18 protein-coding genes are annotated in these 25,712 nt (G+C 67.8%); 10 read left to right on the forward strand and 8 right to left on the reverse strand.

What is annotated here, in order from left to right; genetic code table 11:
* Positions 1-235: 235 nt before the first annotated feature.
* From OCT48_RS18110 to lpdA, 4 genes are read left to right on the forward strand one after another with little or no spacing between them, the layout of a single operon-like run.
* Positions 236-2,506, forward strand: a complete 2,271-nt coding sequence (locus OCT48_RS18110) for an NADP-dependent malic enzyme (protein WP_263590521.1) — start codon at positions 236-238, stop codon at positions 2,504-2,506.
* 36 nt (positions 2,507-2,542) lie between these two features.
* Positions 2,543-5,212: a pyruvate dehydrogenase (acetyl-transferring), homodimeric type gene (gene aceE, locus OCT48_RS18115; protein ID WP_263590522.1), complete on the forward strand. Its 2,670-nt coding sequence runs from the start codon at positions 2,543-2,545 to the stop codon at positions 5,210-5,212.
* A gap of 17 nt (positions 5,213-5,229) precedes the next feature.
* A complete protein-coding gene (gene aceF, locus OCT48_RS18120; RefSeq protein WP_263590523.1) occupies positions 5,230-6,804 on the forward strand; it encodes a dihydrolipoyllysine-residue acetyltransferase in 1,575 nt (524 codons plus the stop codon).
* Positions 6,805-6,816: 12 nt separating this feature from the next.
* On the forward strand, positions 6,817-8,928 hold the full coding sequence (lpdA, locus tag OCT48_RS18130; protein WP_412031022.1) for a dihydrolipoyl dehydrogenase: 2,112 nt from the start codon (positions 6,817-6,819) through the stop codon (positions 8,926-8,928).
* Positions 8,929-9,385: 457 nt separating this feature from the next.
* On the opposite strand, the gene OCT48_RS18135 is transcribed toward lpdA, so the two are convergent.
* Positions 9,386-10,459 (reverse strand): TAXI family TRAP transporter solute-binding subunit, encoded by a 1,074-nt coding sequence (locus OCT48_RS18135; protein ID WP_263590524.1) that lies wholly within the window; start codon positions 10,457-10,459, stop codon positions 9,386-9,388.
* 444 nt (positions 10,460-10,903) lie between these two features.
* Here OCT48_RS18135 and OCT48_RS18140 point away from each other — a divergent pair, with 444 nt between their 5' ends.
* Together OCT48_RS18140 and OCT48_RS18145 are read left to right on the forward strand one after the other, a co-directional pair.
* Entirely contained in the window at positions 10,904-11,893 is a 990-nt protein-coding gene (locus OCT48_RS18140; protein ID WP_263590525.1) for a TAXI family TRAP transporter solute-binding subunit, read from the forward strand.
* 107 nt (positions 11,894-12,000) lie between these two features.
* Positions 12,001-14,190: a TRAP transporter permease gene (locus OCT48_RS18145; RefSeq protein WP_263590526.1), complete on the forward strand. Its 2,190-nt coding sequence runs from the start codon at positions 12,001-12,003 to the stop codon at positions 14,188-14,190.
* Between the two features lie 87 nt (positions 14,191-14,277).
* Here OCT48_RS18145 and metF read toward each other — a convergent pair whose 3' ends face one another.
* Positions 14,278-15,120 carry a methylenetetrahydrofolate reductase [NAD(P)H] gene (gene metF, locus OCT48_RS18150; RefSeq protein ID WP_263590527.1) on the reverse strand — a complete coding sequence of 281 codons (843 nt, stop codon included), beginning with the start codon at positions 15,118-15,120 and terminating at the stop codon, positions 14,278-14,280.
* Positions 15,121-15,405: 285 nt separating this feature from the next.
* Between metF and OCT48_RS18155 the strand changes: the two genes are divergently transcribed.
* Positions 15,406-16,338 carry an AEC family transporter gene (locus OCT48_RS18155; protein WP_263590528.1) on the forward strand — a complete coding sequence of 311 codons (933 nt, stop codon included), beginning with the start codon at positions 15,406-15,408 and terminating at the stop codon, positions 16,336-16,338.
* A gap of 99 nt (positions 16,339-16,437) precedes the next feature.
* Here the strand turns inward: OCT48_RS18155 and OCT48_RS18160 are convergent, their stop codons facing one another.
* Positions 16,438-17,094, reverse strand: a complete 657-nt coding sequence (locus OCT48_RS18160) for a glutathione S-transferase family protein (RefSeq protein ID WP_263590529.1) — start codon at positions 17,092-17,094, stop codon at positions 16,438-16,440.
* A 112-nt stretch (positions 17,095-17,206) separates the two neighbouring features.
* On the opposite strand from OCT48_RS18160, the gene OCT48_RS18165 reads away from it, so the two are divergent.
* The 3 genes from OCT48_RS18165 to OCT48_RS18175 all read left to right on the forward strand — a co-directional run bounded on the left by OCT48_RS18165 (position 17,207) and on the right by OCT48_RS18175 (position 18,729).
* On the forward strand, positions 17,207-17,752 hold the full coding sequence (locus OCT48_RS18165) for a TetR/AcrR family transcriptional regulator (RefSeq protein ID WP_263590530.1): 546 nt from the start codon (positions 17,207-17,209) through the stop codon (positions 17,750-17,752).
* A gap of 119 nt (positions 17,753-17,871) precedes the next feature.
* Entirely contained in the window at positions 17,872-18,243 is a 372-nt protein-coding gene (locus OCT48_RS18170; protein WP_263590531.1) for a DUF6152 family protein, read from the forward strand.
* Between the two features lie 21 nt (positions 18,244-18,264).
* On the forward strand, positions 18,265-18,729 hold the full coding sequence (locus OCT48_RS18175; protein WP_263590532.1) for a hypothetical protein: 465 nt from the start codon (positions 18,265-18,267) through the stop codon (positions 18,727-18,729).
* A 19-nt stretch (positions 18,730-18,748) separates the two neighbouring features.
* Here the strand turns inward: OCT48_RS18175 and OCT48_RS18180 are convergent, their stop codons facing one another.
* The 5 genes from OCT48_RS18180 to metK all read right to left on the reverse strand — a co-directional run bounded on the left by OCT48_RS18180 (position 18,749) and on the right by metK (position 25,371).
* Positions 18,749-19,570, reverse strand: coding sequence for a UDP-2,3-diacylglucosamine diphosphatase (locus OCT48_RS18180; protein WP_263590533.1), 822 nt, complete (start codon positions 19,568-19,570; stop codon positions 18,749-18,751).
* Between the two features lie 84 nt (positions 19,571-19,654).
* Entirely contained in the window at positions 19,655-20,830 is a 1,176-nt protein-coding gene (locus OCT48_RS18185) for a GGDEF domain-containing protein (RefSeq protein WP_263590534.1), read from the reverse strand.
* 48 nt (positions 20,831-20,878) lie between these two features.
* Positions 20,879-22,288 carry an adenosylhomocysteinase gene (gene ahcY, locus OCT48_RS18190; RefSeq protein WP_263590535.1) on the reverse strand — a complete coding sequence of 470 codons (1,410 nt, stop codon included), beginning with the start codon at positions 22,286-22,288 and terminating at the stop codon, positions 20,879-20,881.
* Between the two features lie 71 nt (positions 22,289-22,359).
* The gene (gene ligB, locus OCT48_RS18195; RefSeq protein WP_263590536.1) at positions 22,360-24,048 is read right to left on the reverse strand and encodes an NAD-dependent DNA ligase LigB; all 1,689 of its coding nucleotides are present in this window, start codon (positions 24,046-24,048) and stop codon (positions 22,360-22,362) included.
* Between the two features lie 102 nt (positions 24,049-24,150).
* Positions 24,151-25,371: a methionine adenosyltransferase gene (gene metK / locus OCT48_RS18200; protein ID WP_263590537.1), complete on the reverse strand. Its 1,221-nt coding sequence runs from the start codon at positions 25,369-25,371 to the stop codon at positions 24,151-24,153.
* Positions 25,372-25,712 lie beyond the last annotated feature (341 nt).

Raw genomic sequence — 25,712 nt, forward strand, 5'->3', positions numbered from 1 at the left:
GCCCCGTCGTCGCCGAGGGCGTAGATGACGATGCCGTGGCATCCAATCGCCGCTGACCGTCCGTCTATCGTTAATGTCTTCTACATTTCCCATAGGTTTATCGAGCCGAATCCGGCGGAAAGGGGAGTGTGGCTCGGCCTGGTGGAAGCCGGTCTGGCAGCAGTTCGAGAGTGCGATCGGCAAGGCGGTCATCAATGCCGCTGTCGCCGCGAGTGAAAGCAGCGAGGTAAAGCACATGGCAGACGATTTGCGCGACAGCGCCTTGCAGTACCATCGATTCCCCCGCCCCGGCAAGCTGGCGATCCAGGCGATCAAGCCCATGGCCAGCCAGCGGGATCTGTCGCTGGCCTATTCGCCCGGGGTGGCCGCGGCCTGCGAGGAGATCGAACGTGACCCCCTGCAGGCGGCCGAGTACACCGCCCGCGGCAATCTGGTGGCCGTGGTCAGCAACGGCACGGCGGTGCTGGGGCTGGGTGCCATCGGCGCCCTGGCCTCCAAGCCGGTCATGGAAGGCAAGGCCGTGCTGTTCAAGAAGTTCGCCGACGTGGACGTGTTCGACATCGAGATCGAGGAGCGCGACCCGGACAAGCTGATCGAGATCGTCGCCGGTCTGGAGGCCACCTTCGGCGGCATCAATCTGGAAGACATCAAGGCACCGGAATGCTTCGAGATCGAGCGGCGGCTGCGCGAACGGATGAAGATCCCGGTCTTCCACGACGACCAGCACGGCACCGCCATCGTCTCGGCGGCCGCCCTGCTCAACGGCCTGCGGGTGGTAGGCAAGGACCTCGACGACATTCGCCTGGTCTGCAACGGCGCGGGCTCCGCGGCCCTGGCCTGTCTGGATCTGGCGGTGGCCCTGGGGGTACGCCAGGACAACATCCTGGTCTGCGACCGCAGCGGCGTGATCCACACCGACCGTACCGAGGACCTCGATCCCTACAAGGCGCGCTACGCGGCCCGGACCGAGGCCCGCACCCTGGCCGATGCCGTCAACGGGGCCGATGTGTTCTTCGGTCTCTCGGCCGGGGGCGCGCTCAAAGCGGAGATGGTGGCGACCATGGCCGATCGCCCCTTGATCCTGGCCATGGCCAATCCCATCCCGGAAATCATGCCGGAGGACGCCAAGGCGGTGCGCCCGGATGCGGTGATCGCCACCGGACGCTCGGACTACCCCAACCAGGTCAACAACGTCCTGTGCTTTCCGTTCATCTTCCGGGGCGCCCTGGACTGCGGCGCCACCACCATCAACGAGGAGATGAAACTGGCCACCGTCAAGGCCATCGCCGACATGGCGACCACCACGGTGCCGGAAACGGTGGCGGTGGCCTATGGCGGACAGGCGCTGACCTTCGGCCCCGAGTACATTCTGCCCAAACCCTTCGATCCGCGCCTGATCGACACCATCCCGCCGGCGGTGGCCAAGGCCGCCATGGACAGCGGTGTGGCCGCTCGCCCCATCGCGGATATGGATGCGTATACCCGCTCGCTGTCAAAACTGGTCTACCGCTCCGGCAATGTGATGGAGCCGGTGTTCGAGCGAGCTCGACAGAATCCCCTCCGCTTGCTGTACGCCGAAGGCGAGGACGAGCGCGTCCTGCGCGCCATGGAGGTCTGCGTCAGTCAGCACTATGCCAGACCCGTACTGATCGGCCGCCGTGCGGTCGTCGAGGCACGCATCGAGGAACTGGGCCTGCCGGTGAGGCCCGGGGTCGATTTCGAGCTGATCGACGCGCAGGACTATCCCGGCTACGCCGACCTGGCCAGCGACTACCACAAACTGATGGGACGGCGCGGTGTGCAGCCCGAAGCCGCCGAGAAGCGCGTCCGCAGCCGGGCCACCATCCTGGCCTCGCTGCTGCTGCGACGGGGCGAGGTGGACGCCATGATCGCCGGCCCGGTGGGCACCTACCGTGAGCACCTGGGCCTGGTACTGGACGTCATCGGTCTGCGCGAGAGCGTCGGCACGGCGGCCGCCCTGCAACTGCTGATCCTCGAACGAGCCACCCTGTTCATTGCCGATCCCTTCGTCAATTACGACCCCGATGCCGGTCAGATCGCTGAGATCACCCTGCTGGCCGCGGAGCAGATTCGCCGCTTCGGCATCACTCCCCGGGCCGCTTTGGTCTCCCACTCGAATTTCGGCAGTTCCGACTTCGACAGTGCCGGGAAGATGCGCCAGGCACTGGCACTGATCCGGGAACGCGCACCGGATCTGGTGGTGGACGGCGAAATGCAAGCCGACTCGGCGCTGTCGACGGGCGTGCGCGGACGCATCCTGCCCGATTCGCTGCTCGACGGCGAGGCCAACCTGTTGATCATGCCCAATATTGACGCGGCCAACATCGCCTTTACCGCCCTGAAGGCATTGGGCAACGGCGTCTCCGTGGGCCCCATCCTGCTGGGGGCCGCCAAGCCGGTACATGTGCTCAACCGCACGGTCACCGCGCGAGGTATCACCAACATGAGCGCCTTCGCCGTGGTCGAGGCACAGACCGATCGATAACGAAAACAATGCCGACCCAACCAAGGGAGACGATCCATGGCATTCGAAAACTACTACGACTTCGATCCACAGGAAAGCCGGGAGTGGCAGGAAGCCGTCGACGTGGTGGTGGAGCGGGTGGGTCCCGAGCGAGCCACCTACCTGCTGCACAAGGCAGTGGAAGAAGCCTACCGGACCGGCGCCGAGGCGCCGGACACCACCCGCACGCCCTATGTGAATACCATCCCGCCTCACAAGGAGGCCAAGCTGCCCGGCGACGCGGCCCTGCTGCAGCGGCTGACCGCCTACCTGCGCTGGAACGCCATGGCCATGGTGGTGCGCGCCAACAAGAAACCCGCCGAACCCGGGGGGCATATCGCCAGCTACGCGTCTTCGGCGGTGATGTACGAGGTGGGCTTCAACCATTTCTGGCATGCCCCCAGCGACAGCCACGGTGGCGACATCATCTATGTGCAGGGCCATTGCGCGCCGGGTATCTACGCGCGGGCGTTCCTGGAGGGACGGCTCACCGAGGAGCAACTGGAGAACTTCCGCCTGGAAGTGGACGGCAAGGGGCTCTCCTCCTACCCCCATCCGTATCTGATGCCGGACTTCTGGCAAGTCTCTACCGTGTCCATGGGTCTGGCACCGATCATGGCCATCTATCAGGCACGCTTCATGAAGTACCTCCAGCACCGGGGGCTTGCCGACACCGAAGACCGCAAGGTCTGGGCGTTTCTGGGCGACGGCGAGATGGACGAGCCCCAGTCCCAGGGCGCCATCTCCCTGGCCAACCGCGAGAAGCTGGATAATCTGATCTTCGTGATCAACTGCAATCTGCAGCGTCTGGACGGCCCGGTGCGGGGCAACAGCAAGATCGTCCAGGAACTGGAAGGCAACTTCCGGGGCGCGGGGTGGAACGTCATCAAGTGCCTGTGGGGGTCGGGCTGGGACGAACTGCTGGCCAAGGACACCAAGGGGCTGTTGCGCCAGCGCATGGAGGAGTGCGTCGACGGCGAGTATCAGAACTTCAAGGTCAAGGGAGGCGGCTACATCCGCGAGCACTTCTTCGGCAAGTATCCGGAGCTCAAGGAAATGGTCGCCCACATGTCGGACGACGACATCTACTACAAGCTGATTCGCGGTGGCCACGACCCGCAGAAGGTCTACGCGGCCTATCACGCGGCGGTCAACACCAAGGACAAGCCCTCGGTGCTGCTGATGAAGACCGTCAAGGGCTACGGCATGGGCGAGGGGGGTGAAGGCCAGAACATCACCCACCAGAAGAAGAAACTGGGCGAGGATCACCTCAGGCACTTTCACCAGCGCTTCGACCTGCCCTTCAGTGACGAACAGGTCACCCAGGCGGAATTCTTCAAGCCGCCCGAGGACAGCGCCGAGATGCAGTTCCTGCACGAGCAGCGCAAGGCGCTGGGGGGCTACCTGCCCCAGCGCCGGCGCAACGGCGATCTGCTCAAGGCGCCCCCTTTGGACATGTTCAAACAGGTGCTGGCGGACACCGGTGAGCGCACCATGTCCACCACCATGGCCATGGTGCGCATCATGGTGTCCCTGGCCCGGGACAAGACCCTGGGCCCGCGGCTGACCCCGATTGTCGCCGACGAGTCGCGTACCTTCGGCATGGAGGGCATGTTCCGGCAGATCGGTATCTACGCGCCCGAAGGGCAGAAGTACGTGCCCATGGATGCCGAGGAGATCATGCCGTACCGGGAGGACCAGAAAGGCCAGATCCTGCAGGAAGGCATCAACGAGGACGGGGCCATGTCGTCGTGGATCGCCGTGGCCACGTCGTACAGCAACCACGGGGTCACCATGATCCCGTTCTACGTCTACTACTCCATGTTCGGCTTCCAGCGCATCGGCGATCTGGCCTGGGCGGCCGGCGACATGCTGGCGCGGGGTTTCCTGATCGGCGGTACCTCGGGGCGTACCACCCTGAATGGCGAGGGCCTGCAGCACCAGGACGGACACAGCCAGCTGTTCGCCCAGTTCATTCCCAACTGCATGGCCTATGACCCCACCTTCCACTACGAGGTGGCAGTGATCGTGCGCGATGGCCTCAAGCGCATGTACGAGGACCAGGAGAACGTCTTCTACTACATCACCACCCTGAACGAGAACTACCATCATCCGGCACTGCCCGAAGGCGCCGAAGACGACATCATCAAGGGCATGTACTCGCTCAGCAAGGCCGAGGGCAAGGGCAAGGGACCGCGGGTTCAGCTGCTGGGCTGTGGCAGCATCCTCAACGAGGTGATTGCCGCGGTGGACCTGCTACGCGACGACTGGGGCGTGGCGGCGGATGTCTGGAGTTGTCCGAGCTTCAATGAACTGGCCCGCGACGGCCACGCCGTCAAGCGCTGGAACCGGCTGCATCCCGGGAAGAGGCCGCGCAAGAGCCATGTCGAGCAGTGCCTGGAAGGGACCGAAGGGCCGGTCATCGCCTCTACCGACTACATCCGGCTGTTCGCCGAACAGATCCGACCCTTCGTGCCACGGCGGTACGAGGTGTTGGGCACCGATGGCTTCGGCCGCTCCGACAGCCGCCAGGCCCTGCGCAGCCACTTCGAGGTGGATCGTCACTACGTCACCGTGACCGCGCTGCAGGCACTGGTCGACGAGGGCAAGCTCAAGAGCGGCAAGGTCCGGGACGCCATCGCCAAATACGGTATCGACCCCGAAAAGCCCAACCCCCTGTACGCCTGAGCCGGAGGAGAAGAACAGTGGCCATCCAAGAAATCAAGGTACCGGACATCGGCGACTTCAGCGATGTCCCGATCATCGAAATCCACGTCCAGGCCGGCGACAGCATCCAGGCCGAGGACCCGCTGATCACCGTGGAGTCCGACAAGGCCTCCATGGACGTGCCCGCGCCTGCAGCGGGCACGGTCAAGGAGGTCAAGGTCAAGCTCGGCGACTCGGTCTCCGAAGGCTCGACGATTCTGATGCTCGAGGCAGAGGGCGAAGGGGATTCACCTTCATCTCCTGCCCCCTCCGCCTCTGGGGGAGAGGCACCGGCACCGTCCGGTGGCGGGGTCGAGGAGATCAAGGTCCCCGACATCGGCGACTTCAGCGATGTGCCGATCATCGAAATCCACGTCCAGGCCGGCGACAGCATCCAGGCCGAGGACCCGCTGATCACCGTGGAGTCTGACAAGGCATCGATGGACGTGCCCGCGCCCAAGGCCGGCACCGTCAAGGAGGTCAAGGTCAAGGTCGGTGACTTGGTTTCCGAGGGCAGCTCGATATTGCTGCTGGAGAGCGCGGCGGGAGCGGGAGAAAAGGCCGCGGCTTTCGCCGGGGGAGAAGAGAAGACACCGCAACCGGCGGCTGCTCCCTCTGCATCCACCAGCGCACCGCCGACCGGCCCGGTTGCCGATTTCAGCCGGGTTCACGCCAGTCCCTCGGCTCGCCGCCTGGCCCGCGAACTGGAGGTGGACCTGACCCGAGTACCGCCGACCGGCCTCAAGGGCCGGGTCACCCAGGAGGACATCCAGGCCTTCGCCAAGGGCGGCGCACCGGCGGCACACCCGGCGGCCGGGGCCCCGTCCGGTGGAGAGGGTATGGATCTGCTGCCCTGGCCCAGGGTCGACTTCAGCAAGTTCGGTCCGGTGGAGACCAAGCCGCTGTCACGCATCAAGAAGATCTCCGGTGCCAATCTGCATCGCAACTGGGTGAGAATTCCCCACGTCACCAACCACGACGAGGCCGACATCACCGACCTGGAAGCCTTCCGGGTGCAGTTCAACAAGGCCAACGAGAAGGCCGGCATCAAGGTCAGCATGCTGGCGTTCATGATCAAGGCCGCGGTCGCCTCCCTGAAGCAGTTCCCCGAGTTCAATGCCTCGCTGGAAGGCGACAATCTGATCCTCAAGCAGTACTACCACATCGGGTTCGCCGCCGACACGCCCAACGGCCTGGTGGTGCCGGTGATCCGCGATGCGGACCAGAAAGGCGTGGTCGAGATCGCCCAGGAAATGGGGGCGCTGGCCAAGCTGGCCCGCGACGGCAAGCTCAAGCCCGATCAGATGCAGGGCGGCTGTTTCACCATCTCCTCGCTGGGCGGGATCGGCGGGCTCTACTTCACGCCCATCATCAACGCCCCCGAAGTGGCCATCATGGGCGTGTGTCGCTCCTACTGGAAGCAGGTCTCGCCGGACGGCAAGCAGTCGGCGTGGCGCTTCATGCTGCCGCTGTCGCTGTCCTGGGATCACCGGGTGATCGATGGCGCCGCCGCGGCCCGTTTCAACGTCCATTTCGCCAACCTGCTCGCCGACATGCGGCGCATCATCATGTGAGGAGTCGACGACATGGCCAATGCAATCGAAGTCAAGGTACCCGACATCGGGGATTTCAAGGACGTCGAGATCATCGAGGTGCTGGTGAAACCGGGCGATGCGATCGACATCGACACGCCGCTGATCACCCTGGAGACCGACAAGGCCTCCATGGACGTGCCGTCCCCGATATCGGGCACGGTCGGAGAACTCAAGGTCAAGGAGGGTGACGAGGTCTCCGAAGGCTCGACCATCCTGATGCTGGAACCGGCCGAGACCGGATCCCGGGTGGCGGACCACGAACCGCATCCGACGGTCCATAACAAAGGGATTGGCTCGGCGGCGCCCGGCGATGCCGGCGGGGGTTATGGCGGCGGCAGCCTGGAAGAGGTTCGAGTGCCGGACATCGGCGATTTCGACGATGTTCCGATCATCGAAGTGCTGGTACGCGCGGGCGATACGATCCGTGCCGAGGACCCGCTGATCACCCTGGAGTCCGACAAGGCCTCGATGGACGTGCCCGCGCCCAAGGCCGGCAAGGTCGGCGAGGTGCTGGTGTCAGTCGGCGACAAGGTCGCGCAAGGGTCGGCGATTCTGATGCTGGAAGCGGAGGGGAAATCCCCCGCCTCCCCGCCATCTTCCGCGCAGGGAGCGGGAGGGAAGGCGGCCGCCGCGCCCGCCCCACAGGCGGCCACCCATACCGGCGGGGCCGACCTCGAGTGCGAGATGCTGGTGCTCGGCGCCGGCCCGGGCGGCTACTCGGCCGCCTTCCGGGCCGCCGACCTGGGGATGAAGACGGTGCTGGTGGAACGCTATGCCAGCCTCGGCGGGGTGTGCCTGAACGTCGGCTGCATCCCCTCCAAGGCGCTGCTGCATGTCGCGGCGGTCACCGATGCGGCCAAAGCCATGGCTGATCACGGCATCGCCTTCGGCAAGCCGAAAATCGATCTCGACAAACTGCGCGGCTGGAAGGAAAAGGTCGTCGGCCAGCTCACCGGTGGGCTGGCCGGCATGGCCAAGGCACGCAAGGTCCAGGTCGTGCGTGGGGTCGGGACCTTCCTCGATCCGCATCACCTGGAAGTCGCCCTGACCCGCGGCGACGGCCAGGAGCAGACCGGCGACAAGCAGGTGGTGAAGTTCGACAAGTGCATCATCGCCGCCGGTTCCCAGTCGGTGACACTGCCCTTCATTCCCGACGACCCCCGGGTCGTCGACTCCACCGGTGCGCTGGAACTGACCTCCATTCCGAAGCGCATGCTGGTCATCGGCGGCGGCATCATCGGGCTGGAGATGGCCACGGTCTACTCCACCCTGGGCACCCGCATCGACGTGGTCGAGATGCTCGACGGGCTGATGACCGGTGCCGACCGCGATCTGGTCAAGGTCTGGGAAAAGGTCAACACGCCACGCTTCGACAAGGTGATGCTCAAGACCCGGACCACCGCCGTGAAAGCCCAGAAGAGCGGCCTCAAGGTCAGCTTCGAGGGCGACAACGCCCCAGCTGAGCCGCAGGTGTACGACATGATCCTGCAATCGGTCGGGCGCCGCCCCAACGGCAACAAGATCGGTGCCGAAAACGCCGGGGTGGCGGTCGACGAGCGCGGCTTCATCAATGTCGACAAGCAGTTGCGCACCAACGTCGGGCACATCTTCGCCATCGGCGACATCATCGGCCAGCCGATGCTGGCCCATAAGGCGGTGCATGAAGCGCATGTCGCCGCCGAGGCCGCCGCCGGACAGAAGAGCTTCTTCGATGCCCGCCAGATTCCCTCGGTGGCCTACACCGACCCGGAAGTCGCCTGGGCCGGCAAGACCGAGACCGAATGCAAGGCCGAGGGCATCAAGTACGGCAAGGCGATTTTCCCCTGGGCGGCCAGCGGTCGGGCGATCGCCAATGGCCGCGACGAAGGCTTCACCAAGCTGCTGTTCGACGAGGACACCCATCGCATCATCGGCGGCGCCATCGTCGGCACCCAGGCGGGGGATCTGATCAGCGAACTCTGCCTGGCCATCGAGATGGGCTGCGACCCGGTCGACATCGGCAAGACCATTCACCCGCATCCGACCCTGGGCGAATCGGTCGGCATGGCCGCCGAACTCTTCGAAGGCGTGTGTACCGATCTGCCGCCGCAGAAGAAGCGATAGGAGGAATTCCAACGGGCTGCCGATGCCGCCGCGCTCACGCGGCTACCCCACCTCAGCCGTTAAAACTGGAACGACTGACCATGACTGAATGCAAGCCAGGGGGGAGGACATGAAAACAATGGCCGAACAACCGCGCCAGCAGAAAGGGCACAAGGAATCATCCGGGGGCAAGGGTCCGGCGGGCGATCCGCCAAGCTGACCCGGGGCCTGCATGTCTTCGGGTTGATCATGGCGCTGATGGTGTGGATTGCCATGGGTTTCGCCGAGGGGCTGTCGTCGGACGCGGGCTGGGTGGCGATGATCGCCACCCTGATAGCGGTCTGGTGGATGACCGAGGCGGTGCCGCGACGGGCTCTTGCCCGGTACGATGCAGCACCGCCCGGTTGTCCCGCTGGCGACCCGGCGGGCGGACGCGTGCAATCATCGAATGGCCACGCACAGAAGGCGACCGCGGCTATTATTGCTCGGCGCCCTCCTCGGCCCGGCTACCCGCTTCGCCTTCCGTTTCGGCCTCCCCTGCTTCTCCCTCCTGACGCATCTCGGGCGGCATCATCGCCTCGGACACCTCGAGCCCCTGCTCTCGGTAATAGCGTACCGCGCCGGGATGGAACCAGATCACATTGTTCTTCCCCATGTGCTCCGGCCGGGTCTCGGCCGCTGCGGGGTGGATCTCCTCCATGGCGCCGTTGTCCTCGAGCACCAAGGTCATGAGTTCATGGACGAAACCCTCATCGAGGTCCTTGTGGCCGATGGCGAAATTCCAGAAGGCGACCGAGGCCTGAGGGGCATCCATCGACGCATAGGTGTCGGCAGGGATCTCGTAAGGAGTCACCGGAAAGGCGTCCACCAGGATCGCCTGCTGCTCCTCGGTCAGGCCGAACATCCGTACCTCCTGGCGACTCTCCACATGCTCGAAGGCCTGGATAGGCAGGCCGGCACAGAAGGCGAAAGCATCGCTGAGACCGCCAAGCACGTAATCCGCCAGCAGGTTGGCGCCGGCATACTGCAGGCGGACATCCTCGACCCCCAGCTCATCGAAGAACCGCTCCCAATAGGTGGCGCAGGTGCCACCCATGGGCCCCACCCCGACACGGGCCCCACTCAGGTCATCGATGCTTTCGATGTCTGAATCGGCCCGGGTGACTATGTGGAAGGGGGTTCGGTACATGGGAAAGAGGGCACGCACGTTGCGCATCTTCTCACCATCGGCGAACTCGGCCTCGCCTTCCCAAAGCTCTCTTGCCGGCCCCAGGGTGACAAAGCCCAGCTCCGCTTCACCCGTGTGGACCAGAGTCATGTTGTGGTAGGGCCCGCCCGTGGTACGCGTATCGGCGAGTATGTCGAGCTCATCTGTGATGCGCTCGGACAGGCCGTGGCCGTAGACATGGTAGGTGCCGCCGATGGAGGCAGTAGCCACTCTGATCCGCTCCGGCCAGTCCGCACGCTCCTGAGCCATGGCCGTGGCCCCCCAGATCAGCAGGCCACCTGCCGCGACAAGGGTGGGAAGGCAGAAAAAGCGTTCGTCAGTCATGGCAGCTCCTTCGATCGCGGTGGTGTGGCTCACTTCCCCCACCAAGCTAGCTGATTATCTGGCCGGGTGCCGCAGCGCCGCCTGCTCGAGCGGCTGGGGATCGAGGCAGCGGCGGCCCTGACCTCACCGCACGACGCCTGACGGCGCCCCCGCGCGAGGACCTGTGCGGAAATCCGCACACCGCGACACCCATTCCGTGCGGAATTCCGGCCCCGCCCCGCCCATCATGCCTCGACCAAGGTCGAAGCATGATCTCGTAACCGCATGAAATTTGACATATTCCAATAAATGGGCATGGCCATTGCTTGATAACAGGCGTTGATGCCACCCCGGCCCAAGATCACGACAGGTCCCGCAACCGGTGACCATACTGGGGGACGACGGCATGCAGCCCCGGGGCACGACCGCCCGGGCATTTAACAAGAGCACAACAGGAGAGACACCATGCGCAACGCCACCTCACGGATCCTCGCCGGCACCCTGGCCGGCTCCCTGCTTGTCGCCGCCTCGGCCTCGGCCCAGTCGGACCGCAGCGACTGGCCGCAGAGCTTCACCGTGGGCACCGCCAGCCAGGGCGGCACCTACTTCGTCTACGGCTCCGGCTGGGCCAACCTGATCGCCGACGAGCTGGGCGTCTCCGGCGGCGGCGAGGTCACCGGCGGCCCCAACCAGAACCTGGCCCTGGTGCACACCGGTGACCTGGCCCTGGGCCTGACCACCATGGGCCCGGCCGCCGAGGCACTGGCCGGCGAGAGCCCGCTGGCCCCGGGCGTGGCGATGGACAACGTCTGCGCGCTCTTCCCGATGTACGAGACGCCCTTCTCCATCGCCACGCTCGCCGACAGCGGCATCGAGTCGATCTCCGACATCCCCGACGGCGCCACCATCGGCTTCGGCCCGGCGGCCTCCACCTCCGACACCTACTTCCCGGCCATCCTCGAGGAGCTGGGCGTGAACTTCGAACGCCGCAATGGCGGCTGGAACGATCTGGGCGGCCAGCTGCAGGACGGCCTGATCGACGTCATCGCCTTCGCCGCCGGCATCCCGATCCCGGCGGTCAGCCAGCTCGAGGTGCAGACCGACGTCAACATCATCGAGTTCACCGAGGAGGAGCAGCAGCAAGTCATCGACGCCTTCCCGGTGTCGCCGTTCCAGATCCCGGCCAGCACCTACCAGACCCTCGAGGAAGATGCCCGCGCCGTCTCCATGTGGAACTTCACCATCGCCGGCTGCGACCTGCCGGAGGATTTCGTCTACGAAATCACCAAGCTGAGCATGGAGAACAACGACAAGATGCGCGACATCCATCGCAGCGCCCAGTTCAGCGTGCCGGAGAACATCCAGTACAACACCGTACTGCCCTTCCATCCGGGTGCCGTGCGCTGGTACGAGGAGAACGGCTACGAAATCCCTGACGAGCTCAAGCTCGACTAGGTTTGTCCGAAAGTCGGCCACCTAGCGCCTGAACCCATGCGCCGTGTCGCCCTCGGCACGGGGCATGACCCACTCCCCACCGTTCCCACACCAAGGGGTTTCCCCTCATGAATCACACACCCGAGAATCGCCCCAGCAACGAAGACCCCGTCGTCGCGGCGTCCGAGTCCGTTGCCGACGGGGCCGACGACGAAGTCGTCGAATCGAATCGACGCCTCTATGGCGGCTGGCGTTGGTTACTGTTTGCCGGCCTGGCCATCGCCTATTGCGTCTTCCACCTGGTCGTCCTGAACATGTTCCCCTTGGAGACCTGGTCGTTCCGCATCATTCACATCGCCGGTGCCCTTATCCTCGGCTTCGGCTTCTATGCGGGGGCACGCTTCGCCGATCCACAGGGGGCCCCCGCCAGGCGCGTGCTCACCTCGCTCGGTTACGCGCTTCTGGTACCGGCGGGCTACGCCCTGGTGCGCACCGTCATGATGTATCAGGAGATGCAGGCAGGAGCGATGCGCATCGCCCCCGAGGTGGAGACCTGGCACTTCGGCTACCCACTGATACTTGCCACCGCAGGGGCGATCGTACTCTCCTGGGGCCTGCGCGAGGCGCGCCACCGGATCAACCCGGCCGACCTGGTGCTGATGGTCTGCGCCCTCGCGGTGGCAGGCTATCTGCTGGTGATATTCAACAGCCCGCTGCGTGCCTCCACCGGCACCTCCTTCGCCCCGGTGGGCCTCACCTGGTCGGGCATCGCCGGCTCGCTACTGATCCTCGAGCTCACCCGCCGCGTGGCCGGCCTGGCGCTGGTGATCATCTCGGCGATCTTCCTGACCTATGTTTTCGCCGGCCCCTACCTGCCGGGCTTCCTCGGCTATCCGGGCCTCTCGGTGGGGCGCTTCTTCAGCCAGGTCTACACCGACACCGGCATCCTGGGACCGACCACCGCGGTATCATCCACCTACATCATCCTGTTCATCATCTTCGCCGCCTTCCTGCAGGCCTCGAAGGTGGGGGAATACTTCATCAACTTCGCCTTCGCCGCCGCCGGACGCGCGCGAGGCGGCCCGGCCAAGGTCGCGATCTTCGCCTCCGGGCTGATGGGCATGATCAACGGCACCAGCGCCGGCAACGTGGTCTCCACCGGCTCGCTGACCATCCCGCTGATGAAGAAGGTGGGCTACCCGGGCCGCAGCGCCGGGGCCATCGAGGCCGCCGCCTCCACCGGCGGGCAGATCATGCCGCCGATCATGGGCGCAGGGGCCTTCATCATGGCCGAGGTCACCGGCATCCCCTATACCGAGATCGCCGTGGCGGCGCTGATCCCGGCTATCCTCTACTTCCTGTCGGTCTACTGCATGGTCGACTTCGAAGCGGCCCGCAAGGGCATGCGCGGCATGCCCAAGGAGGAAATTCCCAAGTTCCGCCGCCTGGTCAAGCATGTCTATCTGTTCGCACCGATCATCATCCTGATCGCCGCGCTGTTCATGGGCTATTCGGTGATCCGCGCCGGCACCCTGGCCACCGCCTCGGCCGCTGTGGTGAGCTGGTTCTCGCCCAACAAGATGGGGCTGCTCGCCATCCTGCGAGCGCTGCATCTGGCCGGCACCATGGCGATCCAGATCATCGCCGTGTGCGCCTGTGCCGGCCTGATCGTCGGCGTGATCGCCATGACCGGCGTGGGCGCGCGCTTCTCTTCACTGCTGCTGGGCCTGGCCGGTGTCAGCCAGTTGCTGGCGCTGTTTTTCGCCATGTGCATCTCGATCCTGCTGGGCATGGGCATGCCCACCACCGCCGCCTACGCGGTGGCCGCCTCGGTGGTCGCCCCGGGTCTGATCGAGATCGGCATCCAGCCGCTGGTGGCGCACTTCTTCGTGTTCTACTTCGCGGTGGTCTCGGCGATCACCCCGCCGGTGGCACTGGCGTCCTACGCGGCGGCGGGCATCTCCGGCGACAAGGCCATGGGGACTTCGGTGGCCTCCTTCAAGGTCGGTCTGGCCGCCTTCATCGTGCCCTTCATGTTCTTCTACAGCCCGGCGATGCTGATGGAAGGCTCCTGGCTGCAGATCCTGCGGGTCGGCGTGACCGCCACCCTGGGCATCGTGCTGCTGGCGGCCACCGTCCAGGCCTGGTTCTTCGGGCCGGTGAAGGCCTGGCAGCGCCTGGTGATGCTGGTCGGCGCGCTGTGCATGATCTACGGCGGCATCTACACCGACGTGGCCGGCCTGGCCATCGGCACGGCGCTGTTCCTGTACCAGCGCGGCCGCAACGGCGGCGGCGCCCAGCCGGTGACCTCCGGCTGACGCCTCAGCGTCACACACCACGCGAAGGGCCCCGCCGGATGGCGGGGCCCTTCGTTTGTCTGGCGGGAAAATCAGGAATACGCGGGTTCAGGCGGAGATGTTGTCGAGTACCTTGAGGGTCGGCTCGGCCTGGTTCAGCGTATAGAAGTGCAGCCCCGGGGCTCCGCCGTCGAGCAGGCGCTGGCAGAGCCGCGAGATCACTTCCTCGCCGAAGGCGGCGATGGCCTCGCTGTCGTCGCCGTAGGCCTCGAGCTGCTTGCGGATCCAGCGGGGGATCTCGGCGCCGCAGGCATCGGAAAAGCGCGCCAGCTTGGTGTAGTTGGTGATCGGCATGATGCCGGGCACGATCGGCGCCTCGACGCCCAGGGCGCGGGCTCGCTCGACGAAGTGGAAGTAGGCGTCGGCGGAGAAGAAGTACTGGGTGATGGCGAGGTTCGCCCCGGCCTTCATCTTGCGGGCGAAGTTCTCCACGTCGCGGTCGAGGCTGGGCGCCTGGGGGTGGGACTCCGGATAGGCCGCCACGGCGATCTCGAAGTGGTCGCCGGTCTCCTCGCGGATGAACTCGACGAGCTCGTTGGCATAGCGCAGCTCGCCGATGCCGCCCATGCCGGAGGGCAGGTCGCCGCGCAGGGCCACCAGGCTGTCGATGCCCTGCTCCCGGTACTGGGCCAGCAGGTCGCGTAGCACCGCCTTCTCGCTACCGATGCAGGACAGGTGCGGCGCGGTGGTGATGCCGGACTCGCGCACGGCCTGCACGGTATTGAGGGTGCGATGCTGGGTAGAGCCGCCGGCGCCGTAGGTGACGGAGAAGAACCGCGGCTGGCGACGGGCCAGGGCATCGCGGGTGCGCATCAGCTTGTCGCGCCCGGCGTCGGTGTTGGGCGGGAAGAATTCGAAGCTGATGCCCAGCGGATGCTCGTGTGCACTCATCGATCCGGTCCTCATGGTTCGCGTCGCCTCGGACACGTGGTGTCGGGTTGCGCAGGCGCCCGGCGCCGGCCGGGCGATGCGAGAAGTTGGCGCCATTGTGACGATTCGGGGGCAGGGCGACCAATGAAAGTTTCGTCACTCTGCATCGATTTCCTTCATATAAGAAGCGAATCCAGTATAACCAGACGTGCTAAAAGGCCGCCAGACCGGGCCCCGTCCCCGGCGACTGACAGGCCGCGGGGAGCCAGGCAAGATAGGGGCCTTGCCTCGACATGGACGTGACGCATGAGCCTCGATCCCGCCACCCTGATGGGCCCGCTGTGGACGCTGCTGGCCTTTGTCGGCCTCGGCTGGCTGGCCGCCCGCCACCTGGCGGTGGACCCCCGCCCCATCGCCACCCTGCTGATCTACCTGATCGCGCCGCTGACCTTCTTCCGCGGCCTGACACTGGGCGGGCCCACGCCGGCCTACCTGCTGATCACCGGGGCGCTGTTCGTCGCGGCCAGCCTGGTCGCCCTGCTGGTCAGCCGCCTGGCCCGCCGCGCCCTGCCCGACGAGGAGAGCGCGGTGCTGGCCTTCTCGGCGGGCACCGGCAATACCGGCTACTTCGGCCTGCCGGTGGCCCTGGTGCTGCTGCCACCCTCGGGGGTGACCCTCTACCTGTTCGGGGTGCTGGGAGTGACCCTCTACGAGTTCACCCTGGGCTTCTACCTGAGCGCCCGGGGACGCTTCTCGGTGCGCCAGAGCCTCGCCAAGATCCTGCGCCTGCCGATGATCTACGCCTTCCTGGCGGCGCTGCTGGTCGAGGCCGCGGGACTGACGGTGCCGGCGGCCGTCATGGAGGGCCTCGAGGCCTTCCCGCCCACCTATACCCTGCTCGGCATGATGATCATCGGCATGACGCTGGGCCGGGTGACGGTGCGGGAATTCGACCTGCGCTTTATCGGTGCCTGCGTGGCGGTGCGCTACGGCCTCTGGCCGCTGCTGGCCCTGGGCGTCGTGCTGGGGCTGCAGGCCACCCTGGGCCTCTCGCCGGAGCTCGCCATGGCGCTCTTGCTGATCGGCGTGGTGCCCATGGCCGCCAACGTGGTGGTGGTGGCCATGGAGCTCGGCATCGCCCCGGAGAAGGGCGCGCTGGCCGTGCTGCTCACCACCCTGGCCGCGCCGGTGCTGATCCCGCTGTACCTGGGCTGGATGCTACCGCTGGTCGGCGGCTAGGCGCGATTCGGTAAATAGCGCGCTATTCGCCTTCTCCGATCGATAAACTTGTCTCGAAATCCGGGCGTCTCGCGACGATCGGTCGAATCCGACAGGCTCCTAGGATGGCAGCTCCGGCGCCACCAGCACCCGCTGGGCCGCGGGGCGTGCCCGCAGCCGCTGCGTGTAGGCCACCAGCCGCGGGGTCTCGGCGAGATACGCCTCGGCGGCGGGCAGGCCCAGTAGGTAGTCGAGCATCGGCGCGGCGATGGCGTCGGCGATGCTGAAGGCACCGCCGACCAGGTAGTCACCCTGGGCCAGCTGCCCCTCGATCAGGCCCAGCAGGCGCGCCACCTCCGGCTGGGCCGCGGCGACCGCCTCCTGGCGCACGGCGCCCCCCTCGCCCTGGGGAAAGACGAACTCCAGCAGGTAGCGACGCACCAGGGCCTGGTCCACGTAGAGGGCGAGGATCCCGGTCCACTGGTCGACCTGGGCCCGCGCCCAGGGATCCCCCGGCTGCAGGGGCGGGCCCTCGAAGGCGGCGTCGAGGTAGCGGCAGATGCTCGGTGTCTCGATCAGGCGCCGCTCGCCGTGGAGCAGGATCGGGATCTTGCCGAAGGGGTGCAGGGCGTAGTGCTCGGGAGAGTGCAGGCCGAGGGGCCGGCCGTCGACCTCGGCACCCAGGGTGTAGGGGATGCCCTTCTCCTCGCAGCACAGCTGGACGCTGCGCACGAAGGTGCTGAACTGGGGGCCGACGATATGCACGGGGCCGGTCATGGCAGGACTCCTGTCGTGGGGGGACTCATGGCAGGCTAGCCCGCCACACCATATGTTCAAGAACATATGGTGGATCCATGCCATCCTGAGCCCATCCCCCCGAGGAGGCCCCATGCCCTGGAGCGACGACCACAAGACCCGCACTCGCCAGCGTATTCTGGACGCCGCCGCGACCCTGTTCACCCGACAGGGATTCGCCGGCGTGAGCATCGATGACGTGATGCATCACGCCGGCCTGACCCGCGGCGCCTTCTACGCCCACTTCGCCTCCAAGGGCGACCTCCATGCCGAGGCCCTGCGTCACGCCGCCCAGGCGAACGCCGCCCGCCTGGTGCACGGTGCCCCTCGCGAGCGGGTCCTCGACTACCTCAGCGATGCCCATCGCCAGGGCGAGGCCATCAACTGTCCGCTGGCCTGCCTGGTCAGCGACGTCGCCCAGCAGGACGACAGGGTCCGCGATACCTACACTCGCCTGTTCGCCGGTTTCGTGAGCCACTGTCAGGCAGCCGAGGCATCGCCGTCCGACCGTGAACGCGCCCTGCAACAGGCGGTGACCCTGATCGGCGGCATGGCGATCGCCCGCACCCTGAGCGACGACGCCCTGGCGGAGGAGGTGCTGGCGGCCTGCCGGACCCTGGCGATGGCCGACGGCGCCTGATGTCTCCGAGCGCGCCGAAGATCCGCGGCATGCGGCAGCCGGGCCATTGGCGGACTATGGTTAACCTGTCCCGATCGCCGGCACTCCATTCCCCTGCACCCCACTCGGAGGCTGTCACCATGATGCGACGACGCACCTGTCTCGGCCTGCTCCTGGCCGTCCTGGCGACCCTCGCTCTTCCCGCCCAGGCCCACCATGGCTGGGCCTGGGCCGAGGACGAGCCCATCACGCTGACCGGCACCATCACCGCGGTACGCCTGGGCAACCCCCATGGCGACCTGACCCTGGACGTGGACGGCACCGCCTGGACAGTGGAAGTCGGCCAGCCCTGGCGCAACCGGCGCGCCGGCCTCGAGCCCGGCGACCTGGCCGAGGGCGTCGAGATCCGGGTGCTGGGTGCGCCCTCCCGCGACCCGGACGAGAAGCGGATAAAGGCCGTGCAGCTGTGGATCGACGGCGAAGCCTTCCCCCTCTACCCGGGCCGCCTGTGACCTCTCGCCCCGCGACGCCTTGTGGATAGTCCGCTCGCGTGGCTGGCACAGACGGCACTGGCCGACTGGATGCGGCTGTCGCGCTGGGGCTATGCCGGTATCAACACCCTGCATGTGCTGGGCATCGCCCTGCTGGTCGGGGCGATCCTGCCGCTGGACCTGCGCCTGATGGGCCGGCGTCCCGAGCTGCCACTGGCCGACACGGCCCGGCTGCTGCAACCGCCCGCCATCATCGGGCTCGTCCTGGCGCTGGTCACCGGCGCCCTGCTGTTCCTCGCCGGTCCCGGCGACTATCTGGCGATGCCGCTGTTCCTGCTCAAGCTGACCCTGATCGCCCTGGCCATCGGCAATGCGTTGTGGCTGAATCTCGGCCCGGGGCTCGCCCGCGCCACGCGCCGCCGGCTCAGGCTGGCCGGCGGCGCGTCGCTGCTGCTGTGGCTGGCGGTGCTGGCCTGCGGCCGGCTGCTCGCCTTCGTCGCAGAATGAGACCTCCGGGCGCGGGGCGTCAGGAGGCGCGACCGGCGGCGGACAGTGCTGCGCCCTCGGGGATGGGCGAGGCCTCCAAGGCGGGCTCCCGCTCGATCACCTCGCCCCGCCAGTCGACCAGCTGCAGTCGCCCGTCGGGCGTCTCCAGCAGCGCCGTGCAGTGTTCCACCCAGTCGCCGTCGTTGCAGTAGAGCACCCCGTCCCGGGTGCGGAACCCGGCCTTGTGGATGTGCCCGCCGACGTAGCCATCGAGCCCCTCCCGGACCGCCTGGTGCAAGGCCGCCTGCTCGAACTGGGCGACATAGCGCTGGGCGGCACCGACCCGGCGCTTGAGCGCGCTGGCCAGCGACCAGTAGGGCAGGCCCAGCAGGCTCCGGGTGCGGTTGCACCAGCGATTGAGCGCCAGCACGAACTGATGCATGCCGTCGCCCAGGGTCAGCAGCCAGGGAGCGATGCGCACATGGGTGTCGAACTCGTCGCCGTGGCTGACCAGCAGGCGGCGACCATCGGCGGTGGTATGGATCATGCGCCGCTCGATGCGCACCCGGTGGACGCGCAGGCCACACAGCCGGCGCAGGGCGGCGTCATGGTTGCCTGGGATGTAGATGATCTCGCAGCCCCCCCGGGCCAGGCGCAGCAACCGGGCGGCCAGGCGCTGCTGGGCCGGCAGCAGCACCGCCCGCTTGCGCATGGCGATCAGGTCGACGATGTCGCCGACCAGGTAGAGGCGTTCGGGACGCACGCGACGCAGCAGGCTCGCCAGCAGCTCTGCCTGGCAGTCCCGGGTGCCCAGGTGGACATCCGAGACGAAGAGGGTGCGGGCAGTGAGCGGGATCGGCATGGGCGGTCTCCTCGACAGGCCCGACCAGCCTGGTGCCCCGCGGTGACGCCGCCATGGCGATCGCGTGTCACTGGCGTGACAGGGCTAGTCGCCGCGGCGCCGGGCGCGCTTGGGCGCTTCATCGGTGGCACGGCTATGCCGCCGACTGTGCCGCTTGCGGCTGTACATGGCGCTGTCGGCCCGCTGGATGAGGATATCCATGTCCGCCACTCCCTCCTGCCAGGGCCGGTAGGTGGCCTCGCCGACGCTGACCGTGGCCACCACTTGCGGGTCGCTCTCGAGCCGCGCCGACGCCAGCGCCGCCGAGAGGCGACGCGCCCGGTCGCCGGCCTCGGCCGCATCGGCGTCGGGCATGATCATCAGGAACTCGTCGCCGCCCAGGCGGCAGGCCAGCTCGCCGCTGCGCAGCTGGCCGGCGATGGCCCGGGCCACGTGGCAGATCAGCCGGTCGCCACTGGCATGCCCGCGGCTGTCGTTGACCACCTTGAGCCGATCGATGTCCACCAGCAGCAGGGACAGTGGCCAGCGCTTGCGATAGCAGTCGTCGAGGTTCTCGCGCAGGAAGGTCATCCCCCAGCGGCGGTTGGCCAGCCCGGTCATGGCATCGAAGTTGGCCAGGTAGGTCAGCTCCTGCTGATGGGCGGCCAGTTCCTCGTTGGCGGCGGTCAGCTCGGCATTGCGTTCCCGCAGCGCATGGCTCAGGGCGGCGGTGCGATGGAAGATGCCATAGCGCACATGGGAGAGCAGCGGCGAGATCAGCCAGCCGATCAGCAGGAAGACCCCACCCAGGCGCAGCAGCTCGACCAGGTCGAAGGGGCTCCACAGCACGAAGCACAGGCCATAGGCCACCAGCATCACGGCGTTGTGCACCAGCATGCAGACCGGCCGCCACACGGACACCACCGGCAGGAGGATGAACATGGCCACCGCCAGGCTCTGGTTCCAGAAGAAGAAGGCGAAGGGCTCCGTGACCTGGGCGGCCCCCCAGGCCAGGAACAGCGTGGTGCCCAGGGCCGCCACCAGCAGCGCCCGCTCGCTGCGCACGGGCCGGCGATGCTGCCAGGCCAGGCACAGCGCCAGCAGTCCCACCACCAGCAACCGGCCGACCCACAGGGCCGGCCAGCGCTCGGGGACCATCCAGTAGTCGAAGGGCAGGTAGCAGAGCAGGCCGATGCTCGCGCAGGCCATCAGGGCGGCATTCAGGCGCGCCTGCTGCTCGCACTCCTCTGCCGAGAGTCTGGCCTGCCGGTCGTCCGGCACGAACTCCTCCCGGGGCGGGCTCGGGCCCGCCCATGAGACCGGCGGGCGTCAGTAACGATAGGCATCGGGCTTGTAGGGCCCCTCCACCGGCACGCCGGTATACTCGGCCTGGGCCTCGCTCATGCGGGTGATGACGCCGCCGAAGCCCTCGACCATGTAGCGGGCCACCTCCTCGTCCAGGTGCCGGGGCAGCACGCTGACGCCCAGGGCCTCGCGCCGCTCGGCCTCGGAGCGCTCGGCGAAGCGCCCCGCATAGAGATGGAGCTGCGCCAGCACCTGGTTGGCGAAGGAGCCGTCCATGACCCGGGAGGGGTGCCCGGTGGCATTGCCGAGGTTCACCAGCCGGCCCTCGGAGAGCAGGATCAGGTAGTCGCGGCTGTCGGGGTCGTAGTCCCCTGGCTCGCTGTCCCGATAGACCTTGTGCACCTGGGGCTTCACTTCCTCCCAGTGCCACCGACGGCGCATGTAGGCGGTGTCGATCTCGCTGTCGAAGTGGCCGATATTGCAGACCACCGCGCCCGGCTTGAGGGCCTCGAGCATGGCGGCATCGCAGGCATCGATGTTGCCGGTGGCGGTGACCACCAGGTCGATGCGCGAGAGCAGCTGACGATCGATGCTCTCCACCCCGGCATTGAGGCCATCGCGGTAGGGCGAGACCACCTCGAAGCCGTCCATGCAGGCCTGCATGGCGCAGATCGGGTCGATCTCGACGATCCGGACGATCATGCCCTCCTGGCGCAACGAGGCCGCCGAGCCCTTGCCCACGTCGCCGTAGCCCATCACCAGCGCCTGCTTGCCGGCCAGCAGGTGGTCGACGCCGCGCTTGATGGCGTCGTTCAGCGAGTGGCGGCAACCGTACTTGTTGTCGTTCTTGGACTTGGTCACGGCATCGTTGACGTTGATCGCCGGCACCCGCAGGGTGCCCTCCCGCCACATCTCCAGCAGGCGGTGCACGCCGGTGGTGGTCTCCTCGCTGATGCCATGGACGGCATCGAGCAGCTCCGGGCGCTTGTCGTGCAGCAGCGCCGTGAGGTCGCCGCCGTCGTCGAGCACCAGGTTCGGTACCCAGCCCTCCGGGCCCTCCACCGTCTGGCCGATGCACCACCAGAAGTCCTCCTCGCTCTCGCCCTTCCAGGCGAATACCGGAATGCCGGCGGCGGCGATGGCCGCGGCGGCATGGTCCTGGGTGGAGAAGATGTTGCACGAGGACCAGCGTACCGAGGCCCCGAGATCGATCAGGGTCTCGATCAGCACCGCGGTCTGGATGGTCATGTGGATGCAGCCGGCGATCCGTGCCCCGGCGAGCGGCTGGGCGGCGTGGTACTTCTCGCGGATCGCCATCAGGGCCGGCATCTCGGTCTCGGCGATGCGAATCTCGCGACGGCCCCAGTCGGCCAGGGCGATATCGGCGACCTTGTAGTCCGTGGCGGTGGGCGCGGATACGACAGGCTGGTTCATGCGTCACCTCTTTCCCGGGGAAAAACGTGACCTTCACTATAGGCGGCGGCAGGAAAAGCGGACAATCAACGCTAGGGCGCCGGGAAGCCGTCGATGCCCGCCGCGGCGAGCCGAGCCCCCAGGCGGCGCACTTCGGGATGCGCGAAGAAGCCACGGAGGGCCTCCGCCCGCACGGGCCCCACTCCGGGCAGGGCCCGCCATTCGTCCTCGCTACGCCCCGCCAACGCCGTCCATCCCGCGGCCTTCCCCGCATCCCAGCCGGGCGGCGCACCCAGCGCCGCGAGCCAGGCGGCGAAGGACCGCCGGCGGGCCGCGGCGAAGACCGCCGCCAGCCGCCCCGCCCGCACCTCGCCGATGCCCTCCGCCCGGCGCAACGCGCCGGGGGACAACGCCAGCCAGTCGAGCACCCCCTCGAGATGGCCCGCCGCCACCAGGGTACGCCAGGTGCCGGGGCCCAGCCCCGGCAGGTCGAGGGCCTCGGGACCGGCCAGCCATTCCAGGCGCGCCAGGAACTGCTGCTCGCAGCCCGGCGTCGGGTGCCAGCAACTCAGGCCGTGATAGGCGGCGGGGTCCGGTGGCGACACGGCGGGACGCTCGGCGGCCCGCCAGGCCACGCCCTCGAGGCGCGGGATGGTGGCGCCGGCCAGGGCGATGACCACCCGGTCGCCGGGGCGGATATCGAGCCGCTCCCAGCGTTCCAGCGAGCCTGCGGAGACCCGGCGGATGGTGCGGCCGTCAAGCTCGACCGGCCGCAGCTGCAGTAGCGGGGTAATGCGCCCGGTGCGGCCGATGCGGAATGCCACGCCGCGCACCGCCGCCAGCGCCTCCCGGGGCGGATACTTCCAGGCGGCCGCCCAGTCCGGCGGCGCCGGCCGCCAGTCTCGCCCCGGCGGGCGGCGGCCCCGCTTGAGCACCACCCCATCCGTGGCGAAGGGCAGCGGGTCGCGGTACCAGGCCTCGCGCCAGCGGCCGGCCGCCGCCGGGCCCTCGACCGGCCGGGTCCAGCGGGCGGTGTCGGGAAAGCCCAGGGCCGCGAGGCCTGCCAGGCGGGCCTGCATGGTCGCCGGCCCGTCGGGCCAGCCCCACACGAAGAGGCCGATCTCGCCGGCCAGGCTCGCGTCGAGCCGCTCCCGCGCCAGCCACCCCGCCACCGTGCTGCGCGCCCCGACGCCGCCGCGCTCGGCCTGCACATGGCCGTCCAGGCGCCGGTACAGCTCGCCCTGCAGCACCACCCTGGCCGGCGCCCCGTCCGGCAGCCGCCCGGGCACCCCGGGGAGGCGCCGGGCCCGGGCCGTCCAGTCCTGGCCCGAGCGGCCGTCGCCGCGACTGATGGCACGGACGAGCCGTCCTCGCTCGTAGAGCAGGGTCACCGCCACGCCATCCACCTTGGGCTGGATCCAGGCCGGCCCGTGGCGGGCCAGCCAGGCGCGCACCGCGTCACGGTCCGCGAGCTTGGCCAGCCCCGTCTGGGCCACCGGATGGGTCAGCTCGCCGGCCGGGCCGGTCGTGGCGGGTAGGGAGGCGGGGGCCTGGGCGGGGAAGCAGCGCCGCCAGGCCGTCAGGCGGCCCCGGGCCTGATCGTACACGGCGTCGCTCACCGGCGAGCGGCCATCGCGGCGATAGGCCGTGTTCCAGGCCTCGAGGCGGGCATGCAGGGCGGCGAGCTCGCGCCCGGCGCGGGCGGACGACCAGTCCGGGCAGGCGGCCGACAGGGGGGCCGCGAGCAGGCAGCCGAGCACCAGGAGCAGCAGGCGGGCCATGGCGAGACCTCCCGACGGGGGCTTGCCTCGACCCTAGACGAGGGCCCCGCGCGGCGCTGCCGGCGGGGCCCTCAATCGGCGTGCGAGATCACCGACAGGCGGTCAGAGGCCGGCGGCGTCGCGCAGCACCTGGGCGCGATCCGTCTTCTCCCAGGGGAAGGCGGTGAAGGTCTCGGTGTGCTGCTCGCCCTGGGTGTCGGTCCAGGTGTAGTGGGTCTCGAAGGGCTCGCGACCGAAGTGGCCATAGGCCGCGGTCAGCCGGTACATGGGATGCAGCAGGTCGAGCATGCGGGTGATGGCATTGGGGCGCAGGTCGAAATGCTCGCGGACCAGTTCGACGATGCGCTCGTCGCTGATCTTGCCGGTACCGAAGGTGTTCACCGACACCGAGGTCGGCTCGGCCACGCCGATGGCGTAGGAGACCTGGATCTCGCAGCGCTCGGCCAGGCCGGCGGCGACGATGTTCTTGGCCACGTAGCGGCCGGCATAGGCGGCGCTGCGGTCGACCTTGGAGGGATCCTTGCCGGAGAAGGCGCCGCCGCCGTGGCGGGCCATGCCGCCGTAGGTGTCGACGATGATCTTGCGCCCGGTCAGGCCGCAGTCGCCCACCGGGCCGCCGATGACGAACTTGCCGGTGGGGTTGATGTGGTACTGGGTGGTCTCGGTGAGCCACTCGTCGGGGATCACCTGCTCGATGATCTCGCGCTTGACCATCTTGCGCAGCTCGTCCTGGTCGATGTCAGGGTCGTGCTGGGTCGACAGCACCACCGCGTCGACGGCGCAGGGCTTGCCGTGCTCGTCGTAGCGGAAGGTCAGCTGGCTCTTGGCGTCCGGGCGCAGCCAGGGCAGCAGGCCGTGCTTGCGCAACTCGGCCTGGCGCTCCACCAGGCGGTGGGCATAGTGGATCGGCGCCGGCATGTAGGAGTCGGTCTCGTCGGTGGCGTAGCCGAACATCAGGCCCTGGTCGCCGGCGCCCTGGTCCTCGGGCTTGGTGCGGTCGACCCCCAGGGCGATGTCGACGCTCTGCTTGCCGATCAGGTTGAGCACGCCGCAGGTCTCGCCGTCGAAGCCGACATCCGAGGAGGTATAGCCGATGTCCAGGATCACCCGGCGCACCAGGTCCTCCAGGTCGACCCAGGCCGAGGTGGTGATCTCGCCGGCGACGATGGCCACCCCGGTCTTGACCAGCGTCTCGCAGGCCACCCGGGCGTTCTTGTCGCGGGCGATGATGGCGTCGAGCACCGCATCGGAGATCTGGTCGGCGATCTTGTCCGGGTGTCCCTCGGACACGGACTCGGAGGTGAACAGGGAGTATTCGCTCATGGCGTCCTCGACCCTCTACATGGTGGGATGACGGCGTCTGGGCTCGAAGCCAGGATAACGGTGTGGCGCCGCCGCGGGACAGCGGCGCGTCGCCCCAGGGGCCCGGGCGGACCGGCTGGGGGCGGATTCTACACCCTCGCCGCGGCCCTTCCTAGCAGCCTGTCGGGCTTGACCGGTCGTCGCGAGAGTCACGGATTTCGAGACGATTTTATCGATCGAATGAGGCGAATAGCGCGCTATTTAACGAATCCGATCGAATGAAAGTGGCCGAAAGCCCGGGATTCGAAGTCGATCAGCGTTAAGTCCGGCAGGCTGCTACCGACAGCGACACGCCGAGCGGC

This window comes from Halomonas sp. M4R1S46, from assembly GCF_025725685.1.
GTDB lineage: Bacteria > Pseudomonadota > Gammaproteobacteria > Pseudomonadales > Halomonadaceae > Halomonas.